We start from the raw sequence: 22,063 nt of genomic DNA on the forward strand, positions 1-22,063 counted from the left end.
TGCTGGCAATCCTTGATGCCAAGAGAAATGGATAGTGATTTCAGGCGACGTATTTGAAAAGAGGCGCACAATGGAGAAAATTACGATTATCCATACGAACGATCTGCATTCCCACCTAGAACATTGGCCGAAGATGCGGCGTTATTTGGATCAAAGAAAACGAGAAGCGGATACGACCGAAGAGACAGTGATCGCGGTCGACTTAGGCGACTTTGTCGATCGCTGGCATCCTTTGACAGAAGCAACTGACGGCAAGGCGAATGTCGATTTGATGAATCAAGGACATTACGATGCGGTGACGATTGGGAACAATGAGGGAGTCGGCAATCCCAAAGAGGTCTTGCAACATCTGTATGACCAAGCAGAATTTCCTGTCATTTTAGGCAATTTATTTGATAAACAGGATTTGCGTCCACCCAAATGGGCACAAGAATACAAAATCATGGAAAGCAATCAAGGCGCCAAAATCGGCTTGATCGCTTTTACGGCACCTTTTCCGCTAACATATGCCCCCAACGGTTGGGACATTCGCGAACCCTTGGAGATTTTGCCTTCATTGGTGCAGCATTTGCGCCCCGAGGTCGATTTGCTGGTCTTGATGAGCCATCTAGGCATCAATGCTGACCGCCAGATTGCGAGGGACTTTCCAGAGTTAGATGTTATTTTAGGTTCCCACACGCACCATTTGTTTGAAAAGGGCGAAGTCATCAATGGGGTCCAAATTGGCGCAGCTGGCAAGTTTGGTTTTAACATTGGCGAAGTCGAAGTGGTCTTAGATGATCACCACCGCCCAATCAAGCATCGCGCCCGTGTGATTCCGACCGATTCGTTGGTGGCTTTTCCGCAAGATGAGGAAGAGATCGCCGAATATCTATCGATCGGTCATCGCTTGTTGCGGGCAAATCAGGTGGCAGAAATTCCAGCAGCGTTTACGAGGGATTGGCAAAGTCAACATTCCTTGGTTCGGGAGGCGCTTTTGGCATTATGTGCCAAAGGACAGACGGAGGCCGCCATCTTAAATACGGGGCTATTTTTAGATGATTTGCCGCAAGGACGGGTCGATCAAGATCAGCTGCACACGATTTTGCCTCATCCGATGCATTTGATTCGGGTGACGCTGCAAGGCGCGGATGTCATTCGATTGGTCTTAGAGATGGAAAAAAATCGCAACTTTTTGCGCAATTTCCCAATTATGGGAATGGGTTTTCGAGGGAAGATTTTTGGTGAACTGGTTTATGAAGGCATCCGCTTTGATGAAAAAAACCACCAAGTATTGTGGAAACAAGAGCCCGTCGATCCTGCTCAAAGCTACACGTTGACCCTTGTGGATCACTACTTGTTTATTCCGTTTTTCCCGACGATCGAGATTGCTGGAACCGTTGAGTTTCTTTTTCCAGACTTTATTCGCACAGTGGTCGGAGATTACCTGAGTCAGAAATACCCCATTCAGTAGTTCGTCACTTCTCCAGCTGGTTTTTGCGAGAAAACCGCGACTATCATTGGGGAATAAAACAAGGTATAATAAACAGCAGGTGGTGAAAAAATGACCGAAAAACAAACGATCACAGATGAAATGACATCTGTACTAGAAGAAATTATTGAAGAACCAGCGAAACAACCGCAAAAAGGCGAGTTGGTGACTTTGTTAAATGATGAAGAATTAATGATTGGCAATCGACAATACAAACTGGTCATGGATTATCGTGAAGGCTTCAATCCAGAAAAGCTTGGCGAGCGTTACAGTGAAGTGTTGGCACGTTATGACTATATCGTAGGGGATTGGGGTTATGAGCAGCTGCGTTTGAAAGGCTTTTTTGAAAAAGATAACCGCAAAGCATTACCCGATCAGCGTATTGACATGCTGGAAGATTATTTGTATGAGTATTGCAACTTCGGTTGTGCCTATTTTGTGATCCAACGAGTTGGCGGCAAGAAAGAAAAAAGTACCTCCCGCCGACGCAAGAAAAAGCCAACCCAAAACAATCAAAATCAAAATACACAACAAAACGCCCATATAGAAGAAAAGCGTGACACAGTACCGCAGAAAAAAAGCAAACCAACGATCAAAAATCGTAAACCAAAAGAAAAGAACGTCAAAAAAACCGAAACAACTACGGTGAAAAAAGGCAAAAAAGAGTTTACGATTCGACAAAGGGAAGAATAAGATGAAATATAAAGGCTATTTGATTGATTTAGACGGCACGATTTACTTAGGAAAAGAGCCGATCCCTGCTGGGAAACGCTTCGTAGAGTCCTTACAAGAAAAAGGACTGCCCTATTTATTTGTGACCAATAATACGACCCGCAGTCCCGAAGTCGTGGCGCAGCGATTGGCGGATGAATTTTCGATCCATGTGGCACCAGAAACGATCTATACCGCAAGCTTGGCAACGATCGATTTTATGAAAGACCATGGCAAAGGCCGCAAAGTGTTTGTGATCGGCGAAGCGGGGTTGATCGATTTGATCTTAGCTGCTGGGTTTGAGTGGGAAGAAACCAATCCGGATTATGTCGTGGTTGGTTTAGACAACCATGTGACCTATGAAAAATTTGTTTTAGCAACGTTAGCGATCCAAAAAGGAGCTACCTTTATCGGGACCAATCCAGACAAAAATATCCCGACGGAAAGAGGCTTGTTGCCAGGTGCGGGTTCACTGATTGCAATGGTGGAGACTGCCACCCAAACGCAACCGATTTTTATTGGCAAACCAGAAGCCATCATTATGGAAAAAGCGGTGGCACACATCGGCTTATCAAAAGAAGAGGTCTTGATGGTGGGGGACAATTATGAAACGGATATTCGCTCGGGGATCCAAAACGGGATCGATTCTTTGCTCGTATTATCTGGCTTTACCCCGAAAGCGGCAGTTCCGACATTACCAGTAGCACCAACCTATGTGGTTGATTCTTTAGATGAGTGGGATTTTGAACAATGAAAAAACAAGTGTGGCTTGAACGCTTAGGATTTGTCTGCTTGTTTTTGTTTTTGGTCAGTCTAGCGATCACCCTAACGATCAATTTTCGACCGTTATATTGGTTTGATGTCGATCACTTGAATCTGCTGGATTATACCTCGCTAACAAGAGAAGAGTTGTTGAAGAACTATGGCTTATTGTTAGATTTTCTAAACAATCCCTTTGCAAGTACGCTCGCCTTGCCCGATTTTCCAATGTCTGAAGCTGGCGCTGGGCATTTTTACGATGTGAAGCAGTTGTTTCTATTAAATTATGCTGTGATGATCGTCACGGTGCTGCCGAGTATCTGGTTCGTCAATCGGTTACGGCAAAAACAACAGCAATGGCGCTTGATTCGTCCCTTTCAATGGGGGATGATTTTGCCGCTGATTTTCGGGTTTTTGATGGCTGTCGGCTTTGACCGCTTTTTCGTTACGTTCCATGAGATTTTCTTCAGTAACGACGATTGGCTCTTTAATCCAGCCACCGATCCGATCATTAACGTGCTGCCAGAAACGTTTTTCATGCATTGCTTTATTCTCTTTTTCGTCTTGATTGAAGTCTTCTTTTTTGCCTTCTATTGGTGGGGGAAACGAGGCTTGAAAAAAACAGCGTAATGAAAAAAGATCAACGATCCACTTCCTTTGAGAGAGGTGAATCGTTGGTCTTTTTTTATTGCGTAATGTAATGAGATTTACTTGGGTGTTGATGGGCTAAGCGACTTGCGGCAGAAGCGGCGATGGCACCTACGATATCATCTAAAAAGGTGTGAACGCGGGGACCGTCGTGCTTGTTCAGTTCTTTCAAAATGCCTGGTTTGACTTTATCAATGTATCCGTAGTTAGTAAAGCCGATGGAGCCGTACACGTTGACGATGGATAGTGCGAGGATCTCATCGATCCCATAAAGCCCTTCGTCTTCTTTGACGATTTCTTGCAGTGGATGCAGCAGTTGATTTTCTTCTGCCAAAATATCTAACTGAACACCCGTTAAAATCGTGTTGTGGACTTCCCGCTTGCTTAAGACAGCGTTGACGCTTTCGATACACATCTCCAAGGTGATGCCTTCAATGTAGTCTTTTTGCAAAAACACCACCAATTCGCCGATGTCTTGCAGTGAGACACCGCGGTCGGCCAACAATTCTCTTGCTTTGTCTTCAAGTGTTTTGCTTTCTAATACCATATAGTTCCCCTCCATGTAAAAATAGTTTATTCAAAAGTCAACATGCGACTGATGGATTGCAATCATAAGTTGTGCCCTATTCCAGTTGCAGCCCATGCCGTTTGGGTTTAGTCCCTTCTGACATTTAGGTGTTTGCTAATTTTGCTTTGGCTGCCACTGCCCAAGGATGGGGGACCACTAAGTCACCGGCAAAGAGCCAGTCCATATAATAGCCAGCGGCAGATTCCAAGGAATCATCGAGGCGCTCTAATAAACCGGTTAAAAAAGGTGCTTGATCTTTGCGATCCCATTTGATTTTGTCGGCTAAAAAAACGATCAGATCGAGACGACTATATTGGGCCTTTAAGGTGGTATGACAGCTGATGGCGGACAGAATCTCTGGGTCAGACACCTGAAAAACCGTTTTTGCCAACAAAGCGGATTGCTGCTGATGCAGCAAAAAAGGTGCTTGCCGCTCCGCGTCTAAGATCGGTTCGCCTACCGCTATCTGCAAGGCGATTCGCTGGTCATTAGGGATGACGACGCTGACATCGTGCAGCAGTCCTGACAAGTAAGCTTTGTCCGCGTTGACTTGAAACCGTTCTGCCAATCCTTTGGCTTCTTGGGCAACGGCTAGATTGTAGCCCGCCGTTTCGGCATGATCGAAGGCTTCCAGATACTGAACCATTTGCTCAGTGAGGGTCTTCCCCTGTAAAGGGAGAGTATAGGTGGCAAGACCAACTTGTTTCATCTCAGCTACTCCTTAAAAAGACTCGTACTGTGGGCGGGTTGCGTCCGCGTTTTGGGATCAATGTAATGGAGTGCATTGTTCACCGCAGTTGGGGCTTCACCGAAACCAGTAGCGATCAGGTCGACTTTTCCATCGTATAAAACGACATCCCCACAGCCATAGATCCCAGGAACAGACGTGCTCATATCTGAAGAGACGAAGACTCCTTGGCGGCTGCTTTTCATGCCCCAATCCTTGATGTTCAATGTGGAAGAAAAACCGTAATTGACGATCAAAGCATCCAATGAAAGGCTGACCGTTTCATCACCCTTGACTTGCTGCAACGAGACACCAGTCAAACGTTGCTCTCCTTGGAGCTCTTGAATCACATAAGGAGTCAAAATGTTGACGGCAGAAGATTGTAATTTGCTGACGCTATGTTCATGAGCACGAAATTCAGGACGGCGATGGATCAAGTAGACTTCACTAGCGATCGGCTCCAGCATCAATGCCCAATCGATGGCAGAATCGCCGCCACCGGCGATCGCTACTTTGCGTCCGGCATACTTCATCAAATCGGTGACAAAATAGTCTAAGCCGTATCCTTCAAACCGCTCGCTTTCTGGCAAAGTCAGTTTGCGCGGCTGGAAGGAGCCGTTTCCTAAAGCCAAAATCACGGCTTTCGAGTAATGGATTCCTTTGTCGGTGGTGACTTCGATATAGTCTTCTTGTTTTTCGACCGACAAGACGGTTTCTTCTAAACAATATTGGTGATTGAAGGTCGTCAACTGTTTTTCCAGGTTTTGGACAAGATCGCCCGCTTTGATTTTCGGATAACCTGGGATATCGTAGATGTATTTTTCTGGGTATAAAGTAGCAAGCTGACCGCCTAATTGCGGCAAGCTGTCGATAATCTTAGTTTTGGCGTTACGCATGCCGGCATAGAAAGCAGAAAACATCCCGCTAGGTCCGGCGCCGATAATCGTTATATCAAAAATATCCATGTTATTCCTCTTTTCTAACCACGTTGGGGTGAAGCGTGTTCGTGTTGTACGAATAGCTTCATTATAGCAAAAATTATCCAAACTAGCATTTTTTCAATTTTCTGCTATCATGGATTTATGAGAGAGAAGGAGGAGTTAATGTGTCTGAATTTCCACAGTTAGCATTAGAAAAACAAACTGGCCATAAAGCAGTCATCAAAACCAATCGTGGGGATGTAGTTGTACAATTGTTCCCAGAATTGGCACCAAAAACAGTCAAAAACTTCGTTGAATTAGCGAAAAAAGGGTATTACGATGGGATCATCTTCCACCGTGTCATTCCTGATTTTATGATTCAAGGTGGCGATCCAACTGGTACAGGAATGGGCGGCGAAAGCATCTATGGCGGCAGCTTTGAAGATGAATTTTCAAAAGAATTGTTCAATCTTCGTGGCGCTTTATCCATGGCAAACGCTGGTCCGAATACTAACGGCAGCCAGTTTTTCATCGTAAACAATCAAAATGTTCCTAGCAACATGTTAGGTCAATTAGAAGGTGCTGGTTATCCAGCTGAAATCATCGAAGCGTATCAAGCAGGTGGTACTCCTTGGTTAGATTTCCGTCACACAGTCTTTGGTCATGTGATCGAAGGAATGTCAGTCGTTGATGAAATCGCTGGCGTGCAACGGGGACCACAAGATCGTCCAGTGCATGATGTAGTGATCGAAACGATCGAAATCAGCGAATAAAACAAAAGAACCCCAAAGCAGTTTCAACGGTCATCCACAAGGAGATCGTTGAAATGGAAGCTTTAGGGTTCTTTTTTTCATAAGAAAGAGTTAACCGATCGGTTGGTCTTTAAACGCAGCGGCGATTTGATTGAGTGCTTTTTCTAATAGCTCTTTAGGACAGGCAAAGTTCAGCCGCATATGGTGACTGCCGTGGGGACCAAAGATATTTCCTTGATTCAATACGACATTGGCTTCTTTAATCAGTTTTCTTTGTAGCTGATTATCCGTTAGGCCATAGGCAGAAAAATCCAGCCAGATCAAATAAGTACCTTCGGGCTTTTGAAACGTCACTGCTGGGAGTTGTTCAGTCAAAAAGTCGCAGACAAAGGTGCGATTTGCTTCTAAGTAGGACAATAGTTCTTCTAACCATGCTTCAGATTCACGATACGCTGCTTCAGTAGCGACCAAACCAAACGTATTGATTTCCCCTTGAACGTTACGTTCCTGTGTTTTTGCAAATTGGCTGCGCAAGGTTTGGTCTTTGATAAATACCATCGAATTTTTGATCCCAGCTAAATTAAAGGTCTTGGTTGCTGAAGTCAAAATGATCGAAAAATCGGCAAAGCTTGGCTCGACTGTTTGGAAAGAGACAAAGTGATTTGGCGCAAAAACGATGTCTTGATGGATCTCATCACTGACAACGACCACCTGGTGCTTTTGACAAATACGGCCGATCGTCAGCAGTTCTTCTTTTGACCACACGCGACCGCCAGGATTATGAGGATTACATAGAAGAAACAATTTTACCTTCTTTTCGATGATGGTTTGTTCCATCGCCTCAAAATCGATGACGAAGTGGCCATCTTTTTCCAGTAACGGTTCTTGAATTAAGGTACGCTGATTGTTTTTGACAACCTGGGCAAAGGGATGGTAGACCGGATCGTGGATCAGTACGGCATCTCCTTCTTGGGTGTAACTTTGGATCGCCAGGGCAATACTAGGGACGACACCGCTATTAAAAAGAATCGCTTCTTTATTGATGGTATAGCCATGACGTCTTTGCTGCCAATCAATGATGGAATCAAGCAGCGAATCAGGAACGATGGAATAGCCATAGATCCCTTGGGCAACTGCTTTTTCTAACGCTTTTTTCACAGGTTCTGGTGCCAGAAAATCCATATCCGCTACCCAAAGTGGCAGCAGGTTTTCTTCCTTGTAGGTTTTTGCAATGGTGTCCCATTTAACGCTATTGGTGTTTAAGCGGGGATGGACTTTGTCAAAATTGATCATGCGTTTCCCTCCTATATTGTGTAACGTTGTTTCTGATGCTTCAAATCTACCACTAGTTCAAGTATAATGAAAGTGGAAAAGAGAGGAAAGACTATGAATTATCAAATCGGGAACATTATAGAAGGAACAGTCACTGGGATTCAACCCTATGGTGCATTTGTTTCGTTAGATAAAGAAACGCAAGGCTTGATCCATGTTTCAGAGATCCAATCCGGGTTTACTAAAAATATCCATGAAGTCTTACAGATCGGCCAAAAAATCCGTGTACAAATCATTGATATTGACGAATACAGCCAAAAGATCAGTTTGTCCCGCCGTACATTGGAAACAAGTTTTGTTCAGCCACCCTTTAAGCGTAAACGCTACTTTACAAATAAGAATAAGCGGATTGGTTTCCGTACGGTTGGAGAAGCTTTACCAGTGTGGGTGAAAGAAGCTAAAGAAATGTTAGAAAAAGAAAACAGCAACAGATAATCGTGCATATTTTCTGAAAATGTGCTAAAATTAGTTTACAAACAGATGAATAACTGAGGTGGGTATTTTGGGATCCAAAAAAGTAGCGGGTACAGTTATGATGCACTTAGCAAATGGTTCGAAACGATTTTTGATGCAAATACACGAAGGCACTGCGGAATTAGCGTCAACGGATTTTTCTGAAGATAAAACCGGCTTGGCTACGATCTTACAATTGTTTAAAGACCGTATCCACCTTGATGTGACAGCGATCGAACTCGTTGAACTCACAAATGGCAACATTGATACGCAAAACATTCCTTTATTTGTTTTTGAAACACAAGAAGCAGGACAAACGCAACAGCTGCCAGAAGGGTATGCGTGGGAAGAGCCTAATATCTTTCGTAAGATCATCGAAGACTATAAGATTGAAGGCGTTCCGTTCTTTTAGCACCTGTATACTAGTGAAAAGACTGAAGACCGTTATGACGGTCTTTTTTTATTGAAAACTTTTTGTAAATAAAATGAAATATTTCCTTGACCTGAGTCAAGAAGAATGGTAAATTAGTCAACGTTGGCAAATGAGTCAGCGGGTCAAAAATGCTTTTGAAAAAACTTCAAAAAAAGACTTGACCAAAAATGAAACAGATGATATTATAACGAAGTCGCAATTTTAAAACAGTTAATCAATGTTGATACATCAATAAAATTAATTGGAAAAAGTTGTTGACAAATAACAAATCATTTGTTATTCTAATAAAGTCGCTGAGACAGCCGCTACGAAGTTGAAAAACAACGAGCGAAAAAAGCTTTTGAAAAAAGAGTTGACAATCAAACGTCGCTCTGATATGATATAAAAGTTGCTAACACAGCACGGTAGACCTTTGAAAACTGAACAAAGCAAGCAAACGAACCAATGTGTAGGACGTTTCAATTTATTGAAACAAATACATGCAAGCAATAGCTAGCAAAGTTAATTTTTATGAGCTTAATGACCATCTGGTCATTCAAACAAATCATTATGAGAGTTTGATCCTGGCTCAGGACGAACGCTGGCGGCGTGCCTAATACATGCAAGTCGAACGCTTTTTCTTTCACCGGAGCTTGCTCCATCGAAAGAAAAAGAGTGGCGAACGGGTGAGTAACACGTGGGTAACCTGCCCATCAGAAGGGGATAACACTTGGAAACAGGTGCTAATACCGTATAACACTATTTTCCGCATGGAAGAAAGTTGAAAGGCGCTTTTGCGTCACTGATGGATGGACCCGCGGTGCATTAGCTAGTTGGTGAGGTAACGGCTCACCAAGGCAACGATGCATAGCCGACCTGAGAGGGTGATCGGCCACACTGGGACTGAGACACGGCCCAGACTCCTACGGGAGGCAGCAGTAGGGAATCTTCGGCAATGGACGAAAGTCTGACCGAGCAACGCCGCGTGAGTGAAGAAGGTTTTCGGATCGTAAAACTCTGTTGTTAGAGAAGAACAAGGATGAGAGTAAAATGTTCATCCCTTGACGGTATCTAACCAGAAAGCCACGGCTAACTACGTGCCAGCAGCCGCGGTAATACGTAGGTGGCAAGCGTTGTCCGGATTTATTGGGCGTAAAGCGAGCGCAGGCGGTTTCTTAAGTCTGATGTGAAAGCCCCCGGCTCAACCGGGGAGGGTCATTGGAAACTGGGAGACTTGAGTGCAGAAGAGGAGAGTGGAATTCCATGTGTAGCGGTGAAATGCGTAGATATATGGAGGAACACCAGTGGCGAAGGCGGCTCTCTGGTCTGTAACTGACGCTGAGGCTCGAAAGCGTGGGGAGCGAACAGGATTAGATACCCTGGTAGTCCACGCCGTAAACGATGAGTGCTAAGTGTTGGAGGGTTTCCGCCCTTCAGTGCTGCAGCAAACGCATTAAGCACTCCGCCTGGGGAGTACGACCGCAAGGTTGAAACTCAAAGGAATTGACGGGGGCCCGCACAAGCGGTGGAGCATGTGGTTTAATTCGAAGCAACGCGAAGAACCTTACCAGGTCTTGACATCCTTTGACCACTCTAGAGATAGAGCTTCCCCTTCGGGGGCAAAGTGACAGGTGGTGCATGGTTGTCGTCAGCTCGTGTCGTGAGATGTTGGGTTAAGTCCCGCAACGAGCGCAACCCTTATTGTTAGTTGCCATCATTTAGTTGGGCACTCTAGCGAGACTGCCGGTGACAAACCGGAGGAAGGTGGGGATGACGTCAAATCATCATGCCCCTTATGACCTGGGCTACACACGTGCTACAATGGGAAGTACAACGAGTTGCGAAGTCGCGAGGCTAAGCTAATCTCTTAAAGCTTCTCTCAGTTCGGATTGTAGGCTGCAACTCGCCTACATGAAGCCGGAATCGCTAGTAATCGCGGATCAGCACGCCGCGGTGAATACGTTCCCGGGCCTTGTACACACCGCCCGTCACACCACGAGAGTTTGTAACACCCGAAGTCGGTGAGGTAACCTTTTTGGAGCCAGCCGCCTAAGGTGGGATAGATGATTGGGGTGAAGTCGTAACAAGGTAGCCGTATCGGAAGGTGCGGCTGGATCACCTCCTTTCTAAGGAATATTTCGGAAGACTACACATCGTTTGCCTTTGTTCAGTTTTGAGAGGTTTACTCTCAAACAAAATTTGTTCATTGAAAACTGGATATCGAAGAAAAATCAAAACAAGTAACACACACCGAGTTGAAATGTTAAAAGAGTTTTTTAATAAGTTCAACGCTTATTTTCTTGAGCAACCTTCTATCGCTAGAAGAAGTACTCAAAACCGACCGTAAGGTCAAAGGTTAAGTGAATAAGGGCGCACGGTGGATGCCTTGGCACTAGGAGCCGATGAAGGACGGGACTAACACCGATATGCTTTGGGGAGCTGTAAGTAAGCTATGATCCAGAGATTTCCGAATGGGGGAACCCAGCATCTTTTATAGGATGTTACGTCTGCGTGAATACATAGCGCAGTCGAGGTAGACGCAGAGAACTGAAACATCTAAGTACCTGCAGGAAGAGAAAGAAAATTCGATTCCCTGAGTAGCGGCGAGCGAAACGGGAAAAGCCCAAACCAACAAGCTTGCTTGTTGGGGTTGTAGGACTCCGATATGGTAGTCTATTCAGATAGTCGAAATACTTGGAAAAGTATGTCAAAGAGGGTAAAAACCCCGTAGGCGAAATTTGGATAACACCTAGGAGGATCCTGAGTACGGCGGAACACGAGGAATTCCGTCGGAATCCGGGAGGACCATCTCCCAAGGCTAAATACTCCCTAGTGACCGATAGTGAACCAGTACCGTGAGGGAAAGGTGAAAAGCACCCCGGAAGGGGAGTGAAATAGATCCTGAAACCGTGTGCCTACAACAAGTTAGAGCCCGTTAATGGGTGATAGCGTGCCTTTTGTAGAATGAACCGGCGAGTTACGATAGCATGCGAGGTTAAGTTGAAGAGACGGAGCCGCAGCGAAAGCGAGTCTGAATAGGGCGAATGAGTATGTTGTCGTAGACCCGAAACCATGTGATCTACCCATGTCCAGGTTGAAGGTGCGGTAAAACGCACTGGAGGACCGAACCCACGTACGTTGAAAAGTGCGGGGATGAGGTGTGGGTAGCGGAGAAATTCCAAACGAACTTGGAGATAGCTGGTTCTCTCCGAAATAGCTTTAGGGCTAGCCTCGGAATTGAGAATGATGGAGGTAGAGCACTGTTTGGACTAGGGGCCCATCTCGGGTTACCGAATTCAGATAAACTCCGAATGCCATTCATTCATATCCGGGAGTCAGACTGTGAGTGATAAGATCCATAGTCGAAAGGGAAACAGCCCAGACCACCAGCTAAGGTCCCCAAATAACTATTAAGTGGAAAAGGATGTGGGGTTGCACAGACAACTAGGATGTTGGCTTAGAAGCAGCCACCATTTAAAGAGTGCGTAATAGCTCACTAGTCGAGTGACCCTGCGCCGAAAATGTACCGGGGCTAAATAGTTTACCGAAGCTGTGGAGTGCACCATCAGGTGCATTGGTAGGAGAGCGTTCTAAGGGCGTTGAAGGTAGATCGTGAGGACTACTGGAGCGCTTAGAAGTGAGAATGCCGGTATGAGTAGCGAAAGACAGGTGAGAATCCTGTCCACCGAATGACTAAGGTTTCCTGGGGAAGGCTCGTCCGCCCAGGGTTAGTCGGGACCTAAGCCGAGGCCGACAGGCGTAGGCGATGGACAACAGGTTGATATTCCTGTACCCGTTGTTTTTGTTTGAGCAATGGAGGGACGCAGGAGGCTAAGAAGTGCAGACTGATGGATATGTCTGTTCAAGCAGTAAGTCTTGGTAGGAGTCAAATGCTTCTACCTATACGGACAAGCTGTGATGAGGAGGGAAATAATAGTACCGAAGCTTCTGATGTCACACTGCCAAGAAAAGCTTCTAGTGAGAAAACAACGGCCCGTACCGCAAACCGACACAGGTAGTCGAGGAGAGAATCCTAAGGTGAGCGAGAGAACTCTCGTTAAGGAACTCGGCAAAATGACCCCGTAACTTCGGGAGAAGGGGTGCTGCTCTAACGAGCAGCCGCAGTGAATAGGCCCAAGCGACTGTTTATCAAAAACACAGGTCTCTGCAAAATCGAAAGATGACGTATAGGGGCTGACGCCTGCCCGGTGCTGGAAGGTTAAGAGGAGTGCTTAGCGTAAGCGAAGGTACGAATTGAAGCCCCAGTAAACGGCGGCCGTAACTATAACGGTCCTAAGGTAGCGAAATTCCTTGTCGGGTAAGTTCCGACCCGCACGAAAGGCGTAACGATTTGGGCACTGTCTCAACGAGAGACTCGGTGAAATTTTAGTACCTGTGAAGATGCAGGTTACCCGCGACAGGACGGAAAGACCCCATGGAGCTTTACTGTAGTTTGATATTGAGTGTCTGTACCGCATGTACAGGATAGGTAGGAGCCGTAGAGATCGGGACGCCAGTTTCGATGGAGGCAATGGTGGGATACTACCCTTGCGTTATGGCCACTCTAACCCGCAGCCCTTATCGGGCTGGGAGACAGTGTCAGATGGGCAGTTTGACTGGGGCGGTCGCCTCCTAAAAGGTAACGGAGGCGCCCAAAGGTTCCCTCAGAATGGTTGGAAATCATTCGAAGAGTGTAAAGGCAGAAGGGAGCTTGACTGCGAGAGCTACAACTCGAGCAGGGACGAAAGTCGGGCTTAGTGATCCGGTGGTTCCGCATGGAAGGGCCATCGCTCAACGGATAAAAGCTACCCTGGGGATAACAGGCTTATCTCCCCCAAGAGTCCACATCGACGGGGAGGTTTGGCACCTCGATGTCGGCTCGTCGCATCCTGGGGCTGTAGTCGGTCCCAAGGGTTGGGCTGTTCGCCCATTAAAGCGGCACGCGAGCTGGGTTCAGAACGTCGTGAGACAGTTCGGTCCCTATCCGTCGCGGGCGTTGGAAATTTGAGAGGAGCTGTCCTTAGTACGAGAGGACCGGGATGGACTTACCGCTGGTGTACCAGTTGTCTCGCCAGAGGCATCGCTGGGTAGCTATGTAGGGAAGGGATAAACGCTGAAAGCATCTAAGTGTGAAGCCCACCTCAAGATGAGATTTCCCATTTCTTTAAGAAAGTAAGATCCCTGAGAGATGATCAGGTAGATAGGTCAGAAGTGGAAGGCCAGTGATGGTTGGAGCGGACTGATACTAATCGATCGAGGACTTAACCAAAAAGAAAAAGCACGTAAACTCGGAAGAGTTTTGATTTCTTCGATCCAGTTTTGAGTGAGCAACACTTACTCAATTGAATAGTGTGGTGGCGATAGCAAGAAGGATACACCTGTAACCATGCCGAACACAGAAGTTAAGCTTCTTAGCGCCGATTGTAGTGAAGGGTTTCCCTTTGTGAGAGTAGGACGTCGCCACGCATTTCAATTTTTCCGGCATAGCTCAGTTGGTAGTAGCGCATGACTGTTAATCATGATGTCGTAGGTTCGAGTCCTACTGCCGGAGTTGCTTGATAGCATCTGCTATCTTTTTTTTTCGCATAAAATGAGAAAATAAAGACGTTGCCTTTGGTGGGGCAGCGTCTTTTTTATTTAGATGAGATCAGAACGAAAAGGAAGAAGTGTTGCTTGTACTGTTGTTTTTTTCTATACTATGAGAAAAGGAGACGATGGCGTGAGAAAAAAAGTACTTTTTGATTTAGATGGAACGATCATTGATTCAAGTGAAGGAATCTATGGATCGATTCAATATGCGATGGAAAAGATGGGAAAAGAGCAATTAGCGCAAGACATACTACGGAGTTTTGTGGGACCGCCTTTGATTGAATCCTTCCGTGGCTTGGGCTTCGATGAAGCAGCTGCCCAGCAAGCTGTTGCCTTTTACCGTGAAAATTATCGTCAAGCGGGTATGTTTCAAGTCCAACCATATCCGTTGATCGAAGAAACATTGCAGGAGCTGGCGCAGGAGCACGATTTGTATATCGCTACGTCGAAACCAGAAGTTTTTGCAAAAGAGATCCTGACCCATCTCAAGTATGATGGCTATTTCAAAGGAATCTATGGGGCGGATCTTGAGAATAAACGTGGCGAAAAAGCGGCGGTTATCCGCTACGCACTTACTGAGATCGAAAAGGAGCAAAAAGCGCAGCAAACCATCATGATCGGCGACCGTGAGCATGATATTTTAGGTGCAAAAGAAAACCAGTTACCGGCAATCGGCGTTTTATATGGTTTTGGGTCAAAAGAAGAATTGCTTGATGCTGGTGCGATCGCTTTAGCCGCTGAGACACAAGAACTCTTAGCGTTGATTCCAGATTCATTATAGAGAAAAAGAGCTAACAAGCACCTTACAAGGCGTTTGTCAGCTCTTTTGTTACGCATTCGTTTGTTTCAACTGTGGAGAGGATTCCAATAAAAGATTGGTATCCAAATAGCCGCTTTCGTTTTTCAAAATCAAGGTTCCTGAAGTTGGGTGAACATCTAGAATCAGATGACCAGTCAAGAACATTTGATCATAGGTTGATGTAAAGAAAGTAAACTGATTGCTTGAGACTAACTCATTGTATGGGTCTAGCGGTTCATCGATCGGTGTGATCAAAAAACGTTCGCCGATCATACAGCATCCAGCTGCTGAAGAAAATTGGTTCGATCCGTCATTACTCGTCAGAATATATAAGTCGTGTCCTTCTGGAAAGCGAGCAGCGGCAGTAGGGGTAATATGTAAGTCCATTTTGCATGATCTCCTTTTTGAAACGAATGAGCAACAAGCTGTTTCGTTTCGATATTTGTTGATAAACCAAGTGTATCACTCCTCTCAGGGATGTGACAGCAACTTGCTTTTCAACCAACCCAGCTTAAAGTTTTAGCAAGAAAAAGGCGATAATACCGATTATCAGCAAGAAAAGCCCTAAATACAAGAGCATAGTGACTGCAGCATGGAAAAAAGAGCGCATTTCTTTCACCTCGAATCATTGTTCTCCTTATTTTACTGCATAATTGCGGAACCAAGTAAGGACCTTCACAAATCTTAAAGGAAGTTTTAGGTCTCTTAAGAGTAGATCTCGTCATTTTTGTAACGCTTCCATTTTTTGTGGTAAAATAAAGAAAAGGAGGCGATTTGGATGTTACGTAATTCTCAAAATGTACTTGTTGCCTTAGATGGGTCGGATCAGTCAGAAAAAGCGTTCCAAGAAGCACTCGCGATTTGTCGTAGGAACAAAGCCAAATTGTATGTCCTCTCTGTTATCAACAATGCTGAGTTATCCACAAGTGCCTATGCTTTTGCGAAAATTTTTGATCAAGAAAAATTACGTGTGGAAACGGATATGTTGAAAAAAATCTATGATGCCAATCAACATGGGGTGGAAGATGTTGAGGTGATCGTTGAAGTCGGCGATCCAAAACGTTTTATCATTCATGCAGCGACTGAATTGTATCCAATTGATTTGATCGTTATCGGTGCAACTGGTAAAGGCACATTGACCCGAGCTGTCGTGGGCTCAACCACCGATTATGTCGTCAATCATTCGAAATGTACGGTGCTGGTCGTGAAGTAAAAATTTAAATTAAACGGAAAAAATATGTTATTTTTTAAGTTAGCACCAGGCATCTCCTTTCAAAAAAATTCAGTTTAGTTGAAAAATCTGCTCTCTTAGCTTTAGGAGAGCGGGTTTTTTGTTGTAAAAAAGAAGTGCCTAAAACTGAGCTGTGAGTAACGATTGAAAACCCATTTTAATCTTTTTAACAAATAATAACTATGTAAATTGAACAATTTTGACCATTAGAAGAGAAAGCTTGTTACACTTTTCATAAGCAAAGGCTTTAGGAAAAGTATTGAAGAGAGGGGCTGATAATTTACTGAGTTTCCACGATTCAGCTGGTTGCAAGTGTTCTATCATTGGAAAGGAGAATGAAATGAAACGTGTTGCAGAAAACTATTTGGTTGTTTTTTCGATTCTTTTGCTGATTATATGGTTAGGCTTGATTCAAGTGAAGGAATATTCGCAAGAAGTAGTCCTGTCGATCATTTACTTTATTAATCTATATACGCTCTTGTTTAAATTTAAAGATGCAGCGAGGATGGTGAAAGCCGTTGTATCTGTCCTACTATTGGGTTTTACGATCTTATTTCTTTTGTATATCGCAGGGAATTAGGGGCAATACGAATGATTAAGTTAAGAAAATATCGCTATATTTGGGGAATTAGATGCACAAAAAAAGACAACGTCCGACAAACGCTGTCCTACCAAAGCCACTTGACGGGCTTGAACCGTCGACCTCATCCTTACCATGGATGCGCTCTACCAACTGAGCTAAAGCGGCGTGTTATTTAACACAAGATATAGAATACCGTAAAGGCGCTACTTTGTCAATGAAATTTTCGGATATTTCTTGAGAAAAACACTTTGCGGGAAGGGAAGTTTCTAAAAGGGGATTTTCTTGAAAAAAAGGAACAAAAAATTGATTTTTGCTCTTGCTAAATTATCTGACTATTTGGTATAGTACAGATAGATTCTTCCGGCATAGCTCAGTTGGTAGTAGCGCATGACTGTTAATCATGATGTCGTAGGTTCGAGTCCTACTGCCGGAGTATCAAAAACGACCTTCTTTTTGGAAGGTCGTTTTTTTTTGATTGTGGATAGCCTGGAGATAATGGGTTCCCCAGTTTTTTCTCCAGAACTCTCACTTCGCTGAGGAAATCTTCTGTACTAGTTCCTCATATAAGTCCGTCGTTTCGGCGGCTTTTTTATTTGTGTAAAAAACGGTTGGGCCATCCTTGGTGGTGACTTTTAAAATAGGTATCGAGTTTATGTCCACGAACATTCTGGCTGGTTCACCGGCAACGGTAAACTTACCGATTTGGTAACTGGCGGTTCCTACACCCATGGTACGAACACGAGGCGATGGCAAAGCTTCGATCAATTCCACCGTTTCTATATCTGCCAAAGAGACCGTTGTTTTCCCGGTCATTGGTGCATCAAAGGTGACTTCTTGTCCTTGCACTTCGCCGGTGATCGCATCAGGAGCGAAATCTAAGCGGTACATTGGAATGATGGTACCGACCATTAACACAAGTAAGAAGACAGCGGTGATACCTGCGACGATTTGTCCGCTGCGTTTGCCTAGATTGATGCCGATATTCATCCCAACACGGTCAGGAACGAACAGTCGCGCATCATTAGGATTGATGTAAAAACCATATCGCCAGTAAGCATCTTCGCCATAATAGCGCGGTTGTGCTGCTGGTTCTAAGAGCTGATCTTGTTTTTTACGCAGATCTAGCAACAAGAAGAAGGTAAAGACGATCAAGAAAACAACCAAAACAACAAAGAGCACTAAGAGGATAGTACTGAATGCTCCAGTCGCGGACATGGATGCCAGCGGGACAGTCAACAAGAGCAGCGTAATGGTACAAGTGACAGCGATCAATAAGGACCAATAGCGCTTTGTTAAATCATTGATGTGCTGGTCGATAGCTGAATCACCACTGATCCCACGAACGGGTAAGCGGCTGATGATCACCCAGAGATAGACGAACAGCGCAAAAATTGCTAAGGAGACGCCGCCCATCAAGTATCCTGTAGAAAGATCAGGCAACTGCCATGCTTGGTACAAACTGATCATTAACAAAATCCCCGCAGGAACGAGGCTATACCACGGCAACATCCGTTTATTTTTGGCTTGAACGAGTTTGGTATCGATCCGAATCGGATCGATGGGTAGTTCCCATCCATTGGCAAGGATCAATTGCCGCATTTTCCCGATGTAATGCACTTGCACCAGGTAAGCTGTTCCCAGCAAAGCGGCCATATAAAGCCAGAACAGGGTAAGGATGATGGAGTCAGATAAATTGAACAAAAAAAGGAGACTTGCTACACTAAATGTACCAACGATTTGTAAGATACGCTTGCGAAATTCTGTGATCAAGCTGTGGACGCTAGGATCATCCAGATGCTCAGGAGCAAGGGTATTTTCGAGTAAAACATTTTTGTGGGGTTTACTGATCAAGCGTAAACCAAAGGCGGTCGTCCCACAGAGGACAAGAGCAATAATGAAAAAAAGATAGGTCATTTGCATTCATTCCTTTCAGGAAATTGGTCCAGCAGTTGTTGAACATCCGTTAAAAGCGCTTGCTTGCTTTTGCCGTGTAAGAGAGCGGTTGCTAGCTGCAGCTGCAAGTTTTGGCGATACTCCGCTTCTTGTCCAGAAGTAAACGGTGGTGGCGCGGCAACGGCGGTTCCTTTGCGGCGATCTGTGACTAACAAGCCTTCTTCTTTGAGGGAATTGTAGGCTTTTGAGATCGTCATGGTATTGATGCCGATCTCTTCGGCTAATTGACGGACGGATGGCAGCAATTCGCCAGCGGATAAATCGCCTTTTGCGATACCGACAATGATCTGTTCCCGCAACTGCTGGTAGATCGGTTGGTTGCTTTGGGTTTGAATATCAAATATCATCGAAAACAGCTCCTTTGTATTATATATATTAATACAAAACATACAAAATAGCAACTGGTAATCAAATGAACAAGAATCGTTAGGAAAAAGTAAATAGCTTGTTACAGTTCTGTTTCATGGATCAGGTATCCTTTGACAGATACAACTTAGAGGAGGAACTTTTATGAGCCAATCGCAAAGAACGGCTTACTTTGATAATGCAAAATTTTTACTGATGATCTTGGTCGTCTTCAGTCACTTACTACAGCCTTTTATTGGCGATCAGAAGTTTTATCATGACCTATATTATTTTATCTTCACTTTCCATATGCCAGCTTTTGTTTTTCTGGCTGGGTACTTTGCCAAACCGTTGACGAAGGGACACAAGCTTCGTGAGCTGATGAAAAAGTTCTTGCTGCCTTATGTCTTCTTTCAGGTGTTTTACACCGTCTATTACTGGTTGATCGGTCTAAGGGAGTCGTTAAAAATCCAACTGTTGAATCCGCAATGGGCACTTTGGTTTTTGCTTAGCATGTTCTTTTGGCAGCTCTCCTTGTTGGTCTTTCAAAAAATGTCCAAAAAGCAGGCGATCTTGCTGAGTATCGGCTTGAGTATCTTCGCTGGCTACGTGCCGTTTTTAAATCAAGTGTTGACCTTGCAGCGGACCTTTGTCTTTTTGCCGTTTTTCATCATCGGGTTATATTTTCCCAAAAATGAGATGCGCTTTTTATTGAAACCAAAGATTCGGACCATCAGTTTGCTTTTCTTACCGATCATCTACACCTTTATCGCGTTTTTTCATGGGATGAACAAGTACATGGTTTTTGGTTCCAAGCCCTATGACGATTACTTGAGCTATCCGTTGTTTGGCGGTCCCTTGCGTGCGGTCTTTTTCGTGATCGGGCTGATGGGGATCATCGGCTTTCTGAGCCTCGTGCCCAGAGAGCACTTGTTTTTTACGAAGTGGGGCAAAAACACTCTGCTGGTCTATCTTTTACAAGGGATCTTCATCAAGGGCTTGCGGGCATTAGCGATCACCGACTTGAATCTATCGGTTTTAGGCTTTGTGACGTTGGTGTTAGCCAGTGTTTTACTGACGATCTTGCTAGCCAGTCGCCCGATCCGCTTCCTGTATGCACGATTTGAACGAGGACTATCCTTTGTTTTACTTGGCTTTTTGCTTTTGATGCTCACCCTTTAAATCCTTGATACGAGCAACCGCTCTTAGAAAGATGATCCTTTCATTTTTCTAGGAGCGGTTGTTATTTGAGAGGCAGAGGCGTAAAATGGAAGGAACGGAAAGTGAAAGGATGAAGAAATATGTCAGAAATTTCAAAAAAGACCACCGCTGCCTTTGCGCAAGCGTATCAAGACAACAATAAACAAACGGCACTACAACGAAGTGTGGTGAAAAATGGGATCACCGCTTCTGCAGAAAACGTGTCAGCAAAAGTCAACAATGTGCCGGTTTTCTCAGTCGATGTGACAACAGGGAAAGTCTCAAACCAAAAACAATCAGGTCGCTGCTGGATGTTTGCCGCATTGAATACATTCCGTCATAAGATGCTGAATGATTTCAATTTAAAAGAATTTGAATTGTCGCAAAACCATACCTTCTTTTGGGACAAATACGAAAAAGCCAACTATTTCTATGAAAATATTTTAGCAACTGCCAACGAGCCTTTGACAAGTCGCAAAGTTGCTTTCTTGTTGCAAACCCCACAACAAGATGGTGGGCAATGGGACATGATCGTTTCGATTTTCCAAAAATATGGTGTCGTGCCAAAAACAGTCATGCCAGAAAGCAGCAACTCTTCTAATTCTCGTGACCTAAACAATTACTTAAACAAAAAACTGCGTAAAGATGCGGTTGCTTTGCGTCAGCTAGTAGCCGAAGGCAAAACAGCTGAAGACATCCAAACAGCCAAAGAAGCGATGTTGGAAGACATTTATCGTTTCTTAGCGACTTCTTTAGGCACACCGCCAGAAACCTTTGATTTTGAATACCGTGATGAAGACAAAAATTATCACATTGATCGCAACTTAACACCACAAAGCTTTTATGAAAAATATGTTGGTGTTGACCTTGACGATTATGTCAGCATCATCAACGCACCAACTGCCGACAAACCTTACAATCAATCGTATACCGTAGAAATGCTCGGCAACGTGGTTGGCGGCAAAGAAGTCAAATACTTGAACGTCGATATGCCGACCTTCAAAAAATTAGCGATCGCTCAATTGGAACAAGGGGAGTCCGTGTGGTTCGGTTGTGATGTCGGTCAATCTTCTACCAGAGATACTGGGATCATGGCATTAGATGCCTATGATATTAACGACTTATTTGATATCGACTTTACGATGACCAAAGCAGAACGCTTAGATTTTGGCGAAAGCTTAATGACCCATGCGATGGTCTTGACTGGCGTTGACTTGATTGACGGCGAATCAACCAAATGGAAAGTCGAAAACAGCTGGGGGGAAAAAGTCGGAACGAATGGCTTCTTCGTCATGAGCGATGCATGGATGGATGAATACACCTATCAAATCGTGGTTCGCAAAGAATTCCTGACAGCTGAACAATTGGCTGCCTTTGAAGCAGAACCAACGGTCTTAGCACCTTGGGACCCAATGGGGGCATTGGCGTAAGTCAGCAATTTCTATTGACCTCTTGAATATTCTCTGAATTTTTTCAAAAAGACGAAATGAAAAAATAACGAACCAGTTGCCGCAATCCAACCGTTAGGAAAGCAGAAATCCTAGCAGCAGGGGGGTGTGGCAACGGTTCTTTTTTTATTTTCTGACAAAAAAGCGGTACCATCGCAGAAA

At 44.6% G+C, this 22,063-nt stretch carries 19 protein-coding genes, 3 tRNA genes and 3 rRNA genes; 17 read left to right on the forward strand and 8 right to left on the reverse strand.

The genetic code is table 11. The features are described from left to right. Positions 1–70: 70 nt before the first annotated feature. The 4 genes from ENLAB_RS12230 to ENLAB_RS12245 all read left to right on the forward strand — a co-directional run bounded on the left by ENLAB_RS12230 (position 71) and on the right by ENLAB_RS12245 (position 3,571). Complete coding sequence (locus tag ENLAB_RS12230; RefSeq protein ID WP_200126055.1) at positions 71–1,453, forward strand: bifunctional metallophosphatase/5'-nucleotidase; 1,383 nt, start codon at positions 71–73, stop codon at positions 1,451–1,453. 90 nt (positions 1,454–1,543) lie between these two features. Then, entirely contained in the window at positions 1,544–2,164 is a 621-nt protein-coding gene (locus ENLAB_RS12235) for a YutD family protein (protein ID WP_015509029.1), read from the forward strand. A 1-nt stretch (position 2,165) separates the two neighbouring features. Beyond that, a complete protein-coding gene (locus tag ENLAB_RS12240) occupies positions 2,166–2,936 on the forward strand; it encodes a TIGR01457 family HAD-type hydrolase (RefSeq protein ID WP_061053784.1) in 771 nt (256 codons plus the stop codon). Continuing rightward, complete coding sequence (locus tag ENLAB_RS12245; RefSeq protein WP_074536563.1) at positions 2,933–3,571, forward strand: TIGR01906 family membrane protein; 639 nt, start codon at positions 2,933–2,935, stop codon at positions 3,569–3,571. The genes ENLAB_RS12240 and ENLAB_RS12245 overlap by 4 nt, the downstream gene beginning before the upstream one ends. Before the next feature lie 55 nt (positions 3,572–3,626). Here the strand turns inward: ENLAB_RS12245 and ENLAB_RS12250 are convergent, their stop codons facing one another. The 3 genes from ENLAB_RS12250 to ENLAB_RS12260 form a co-directional block, all read right to left on the reverse strand. Beyond that, entirely contained in the window at positions 3,627–4,136 is a 510-nt protein-coding gene (locus ENLAB_RS12250; protein WP_244351327.1) for a phosphatidylglycerophosphatase A family protein, read from the reverse strand. 124 nt (positions 4,137–4,260) lie between these two features. Continuing rightward, complete coding sequence (yqeK, locus tag ENLAB_RS12255) at positions 4,261–4,866, reverse strand: bis(5'-nucleosyl)-tetraphosphatase (symmetrical) YqeK (protein ID WP_081119054.1); 606 nt, start codon at positions 4,864–4,866, stop codon at positions 4,261–4,263. Positions 4,867–4,871: 5 nt separating this feature from the next. After that, positions 4,872–5,849: an NAD(P)/FAD-dependent oxidoreductase gene (locus ENLAB_RS12260; RefSeq protein ID WP_081119055.1), complete on the reverse strand. Its 978-nt coding sequence runs from the start codon at positions 5,847–5,849 to the stop codon at positions 4,872–4,874. Positions 5,850–5,989: 140 nt separating this feature from the next. Between ENLAB_RS12260 and ENLAB_RS12265 the strand changes: the two genes are divergently transcribed. Beyond that, complete coding sequence (locus tag ENLAB_RS12265) at positions 5,990–6,577, forward strand: peptidylprolyl isomerase (protein WP_005227659.1); 588 nt, start codon at positions 5,990–5,992, stop codon at positions 6,575–6,577. Between the two features lie 90 nt (positions 6,578–6,667). Here the strand turns inward: ENLAB_RS12265 and ENLAB_RS12270 are convergent, their stop codons facing one another. Further along, positions 6,668–7,849: a MalY/PatB family protein gene (locus ENLAB_RS12270; RefSeq protein WP_081119056.1), complete on the reverse strand. Its 1,182-nt coding sequence runs from the start codon at positions 7,847–7,849 to the stop codon at positions 6,668–6,670. A 93-nt stretch (positions 7,850–7,942) separates the two neighbouring features. Between ENLAB_RS12270 and ENLAB_RS12275 the strand changes: the two genes are divergently transcribed. From ENLAB_RS12275 to ENLAB_RS12305, 7 genes are all read left to right on the forward strand, one after another. Then, positions 7,943–8,323: a CvfD/Ygs/GSP13 family RNA-binding post-transcriptional regulator gene (locus tag ENLAB_RS12275; protein WP_008378090.1), complete on the forward strand. Its 381-nt coding sequence runs from the start codon at positions 7,943–7,945 to the stop codon at positions 8,321–8,323. A gap of 67 nt (positions 8,324–8,390) precedes the next feature. Continuing rightward, positions 8,391–8,753 (forward strand): hypothetical protein, encoded by a 363-nt coding sequence (locus tag ENLAB_RS12280; RefSeq protein ID WP_034871858.1) that lies wholly within the window; start codon positions 8,391–8,393, stop codon positions 8,751–8,753. 566 nt (positions 8,754–9,319) lie between these two features. Further along, positions 9,320–10,879, forward strand: a 16S ribosomal RNA gene (locus ENLAB_RS12285). 228 nt (positions 10,880–11,107) lie between these two features. Beyond that, positions 11,108–14,022 (forward strand): 23S ribosomal RNA (locus ENLAB_RS12290). 81 nt (positions 14,023–14,103) lie between these two features. Further along, positions 14,104–14,219, forward strand: a 5S ribosomal RNA gene (rrf, locus tag ENLAB_RS12295). The 16S, 23S and 5S rRNA genes sit together here with 1 tRNA gene alongside, the layout of an rRNA operon. An 11-nt stretch (positions 14,220–14,230) precedes the next feature. Then, positions 14,231–14,304, forward strand: a tRNA-Asn gene (locus ENLAB_RS12300). 168 nt (positions 14,305–14,472) lie between these two features. Then, entirely contained in the window at positions 14,473–15,123 is a 651-nt protein-coding gene (locus ENLAB_RS12305; protein WP_142962922.1) for an HAD hydrolase-like protein, read from the forward strand. A gap of 48 nt (positions 15,124–15,171) precedes the next feature. On the opposite strand, the gene ENLAB_RS12310 is transcribed toward ENLAB_RS12305, so the two are convergent. Then, positions 15,172–15,528, reverse strand: coding sequence for an iron-sulfur cluster biosynthesis family protein (locus ENLAB_RS12310; RefSeq protein ID WP_015509034.1), 357 nt, complete (start codon positions 15,526–15,528; stop codon positions 15,172–15,174). 391 nt (positions 15,529–15,919) lie between these two features. On the opposite strand from ENLAB_RS12310, the gene ENLAB_RS12315 reads away from it, so the two are divergent. Then, the gene (locus ENLAB_RS12315) at positions 15,920–16,354 is read left to right on the forward strand and encodes a universal stress protein (protein ID WP_005237544.1); all 435 of its coding nucleotides are present in this window, start codon (positions 15,920–15,922) and stop codon (positions 16,352–16,354) included. Between the two features lie 358 nt (positions 16,355–16,712). After that, positions 16,713–16,952, forward strand: coding sequence for a hypothetical protein (locus ENLAB_RS12320; RefSeq protein WP_096742256.1), 240 nt, complete (start codon positions 16,713–16,715; stop codon positions 16,950–16,952). 95 nt (positions 16,953–17,047) lie between these two features. On the opposite strand, the gene ENLAB_RS12325 is transcribed toward ENLAB_RS12320, so the two are convergent. Beyond that, positions 17,048–17,120 (reverse strand) — tRNA-Thr (locus ENLAB_RS12325). Between the two features lie 194 nt (positions 17,121–17,314). Here ENLAB_RS12325 and ENLAB_RS12330 point away from each other — a divergent pair. Next, positions 17,315–17,388 (forward strand) — tRNA-Asn (locus ENLAB_RS12330). A gap of 92 nt (positions 17,389–17,480) precedes the next feature. Here the strand turns inward: ENLAB_RS12330 and ENLAB_RS12335 are convergent. Together ENLAB_RS12335 and ENLAB_RS12340 are read right to left on the reverse strand one after the other, a co-directional pair. After that, the gene (locus ENLAB_RS12335) at positions 17,481–18,869 is read right to left on the reverse strand and encodes a hypothetical protein (protein WP_220426771.1); all 1,389 of its coding nucleotides are present in this window, start codon (positions 18,867–18,869) and stop codon (positions 17,481–17,483) included. Next, positions 18,866–19,255, reverse strand: coding sequence for a GntR family transcriptional regulator (locus tag ENLAB_RS12340; RefSeq protein WP_005225133.1), 390 nt, complete (start codon positions 19,253–19,255; stop codon positions 18,866–18,868). Before ENLAB_RS12340 ends, ENLAB_RS12335 begins: the two co-directional genes overlap by 4 nt. Positions 19,256–19,418: 163 nt before the next feature. Here ENLAB_RS12340 and ENLAB_RS12345 point away from each other — a divergent pair, with 163 nt between their 5' ends. Together ENLAB_RS12345 and ENLAB_RS12350 are read left to right on the forward strand one after the other, a co-directional pair. Then, on the forward strand, positions 19,419–20,435 hold the full coding sequence (locus ENLAB_RS12345; RefSeq protein ID WP_244351329.1) for an acyltransferase family protein: 1,017 nt from the start codon (positions 19,419–19,421) through the stop codon (positions 20,433–20,435). Between the two features lie 119 nt (positions 20,436–20,554). Continuing rightward, entirely contained in the window at positions 20,555–21,883 is a 1,329-nt protein-coding gene (locus ENLAB_RS12350; protein WP_005225135.1) for a C1 family peptidase, read from the forward strand. The last annotated feature ends 180 nt before the right edge of the window (positions 21,884–22,063 follow it).

Source organism: Enterococcus innesii (genome assembly GCF_022846515.1).
In the GTDB taxonomy this organism is placed as follows: Bacteria; Bacillota; Bacilli; order Lactobacillales; family Enterococcaceae; genus Enterococcus_D; species Enterococcus_D innesii.

Excerpts from the sequence above, each read along its gene's own strand:
- ENLAB_RS12230 (WP_200126055.1), top strand. The coding sequence starts at position 71 with ATGGAGAAAATTACGATTATCCATACGAACGATCTGCATTCCCACCTA.
- ENLAB_RS12235 (WP_015509029.1), top strand. The coding sequence starts at position 1,544 with ATGACCGAAAAACAAACGATCACAGATGAAATGACATCTGTACTAGAA.
- ENLAB_RS12240 (WP_061053784.1), top strand. The coding sequence starts at position 2,166 with ATGAAATATAAAGGCTATTTGATTGATTTAGACGGCACGATTTACTTA.
- ENLAB_RS12245 (WP_074536563.1), top strand. The coding sequence starts at position 2,933 with ATGAAAAAACAAGTGTGGCTTGAACGCTTAGGATTTGTCTGCTTGTTT.
- ENLAB_RS12250 (WP_244351327.1), bottom strand. The coding sequence starts at position 4,136 with ATGGTATTAGAAAGCAAAACACTTGAAGACAAAGCAAGAGAATTGTTG.
- yqeK (WP_081119054.1), bottom strand. The coding sequence starts at position 4,866 with ATGAAACAAGTTGGTCTTGCCACCTATACTCTCCCTTTACAGGGGAAG.
- ENLAB_RS12260 (WP_081119055.1), bottom strand. The coding sequence starts at position 5,849 with ATGGATATTTTTGATATAACGATTATCGGCGCCGGACCTAGCGGGATG.
- ENLAB_RS12270 (WP_081119056.1), bottom strand. The coding sequence starts at position 7,849 with ATGATCAATTTTGACAAAGTCCATCCCCGCTTAAACACCAATAGCGTT.
- ENLAB_RS12275 (WP_008378090.1), top strand. The coding sequence starts at position 7,943 with ATGAATTATCAAATCGGGAACATTATAGAAGGAACAGTCACTGGGATT.
- ENLAB_RS12310 (WP_015509034.1), bottom strand. The coding sequence starts at position 15,528 with ATGGACTTACATATTACCCCTACTGCCGCTGCTCGCTTTCCAGAAGGA.
- ENLAB_RS12315 (WP_005237544.1), top strand. The coding sequence starts at position 15,920 with ATGTTACGTAATTCTCAAAATGTACTTGTTGCCTTAGATGGGTCGGAT.
- ENLAB_RS12320 (WP_096742256.1), top strand. The coding sequence starts at position 16,713 with ATGAAACGTGTTGCAGAAAACTATTTGGTTGTTTTTTCGATTCTTTTG.
- ENLAB_RS12335 (WP_220426771.1), bottom strand. The coding sequence starts at position 18,869 with ATGACCTATCTTTTTTTCATTATTGCTCTTGTCCTCTGTGGGACGACC.
- ENLAB_RS12340 (WP_005225133.1), bottom strand. The coding sequence starts at position 19,255 with ATGATATTTGATATTCAAACCCAAAGCAACCAACCGATCTACCAGCAG.
- ENLAB_RS12345 (WP_244351329.1), top strand. The coding sequence starts at position 19,419 with ATGAGCCAATCGCAAAGAACGGCTTACTTTGATAATGCAAAATTTTTA.
- ENLAB_RS12350 (WP_005225135.1), top strand. The coding sequence starts at position 20,555 with ATGTCAGAAATTTCAAAAAAGACCACCGCTGCCTTTGCGCAAGCGTAT.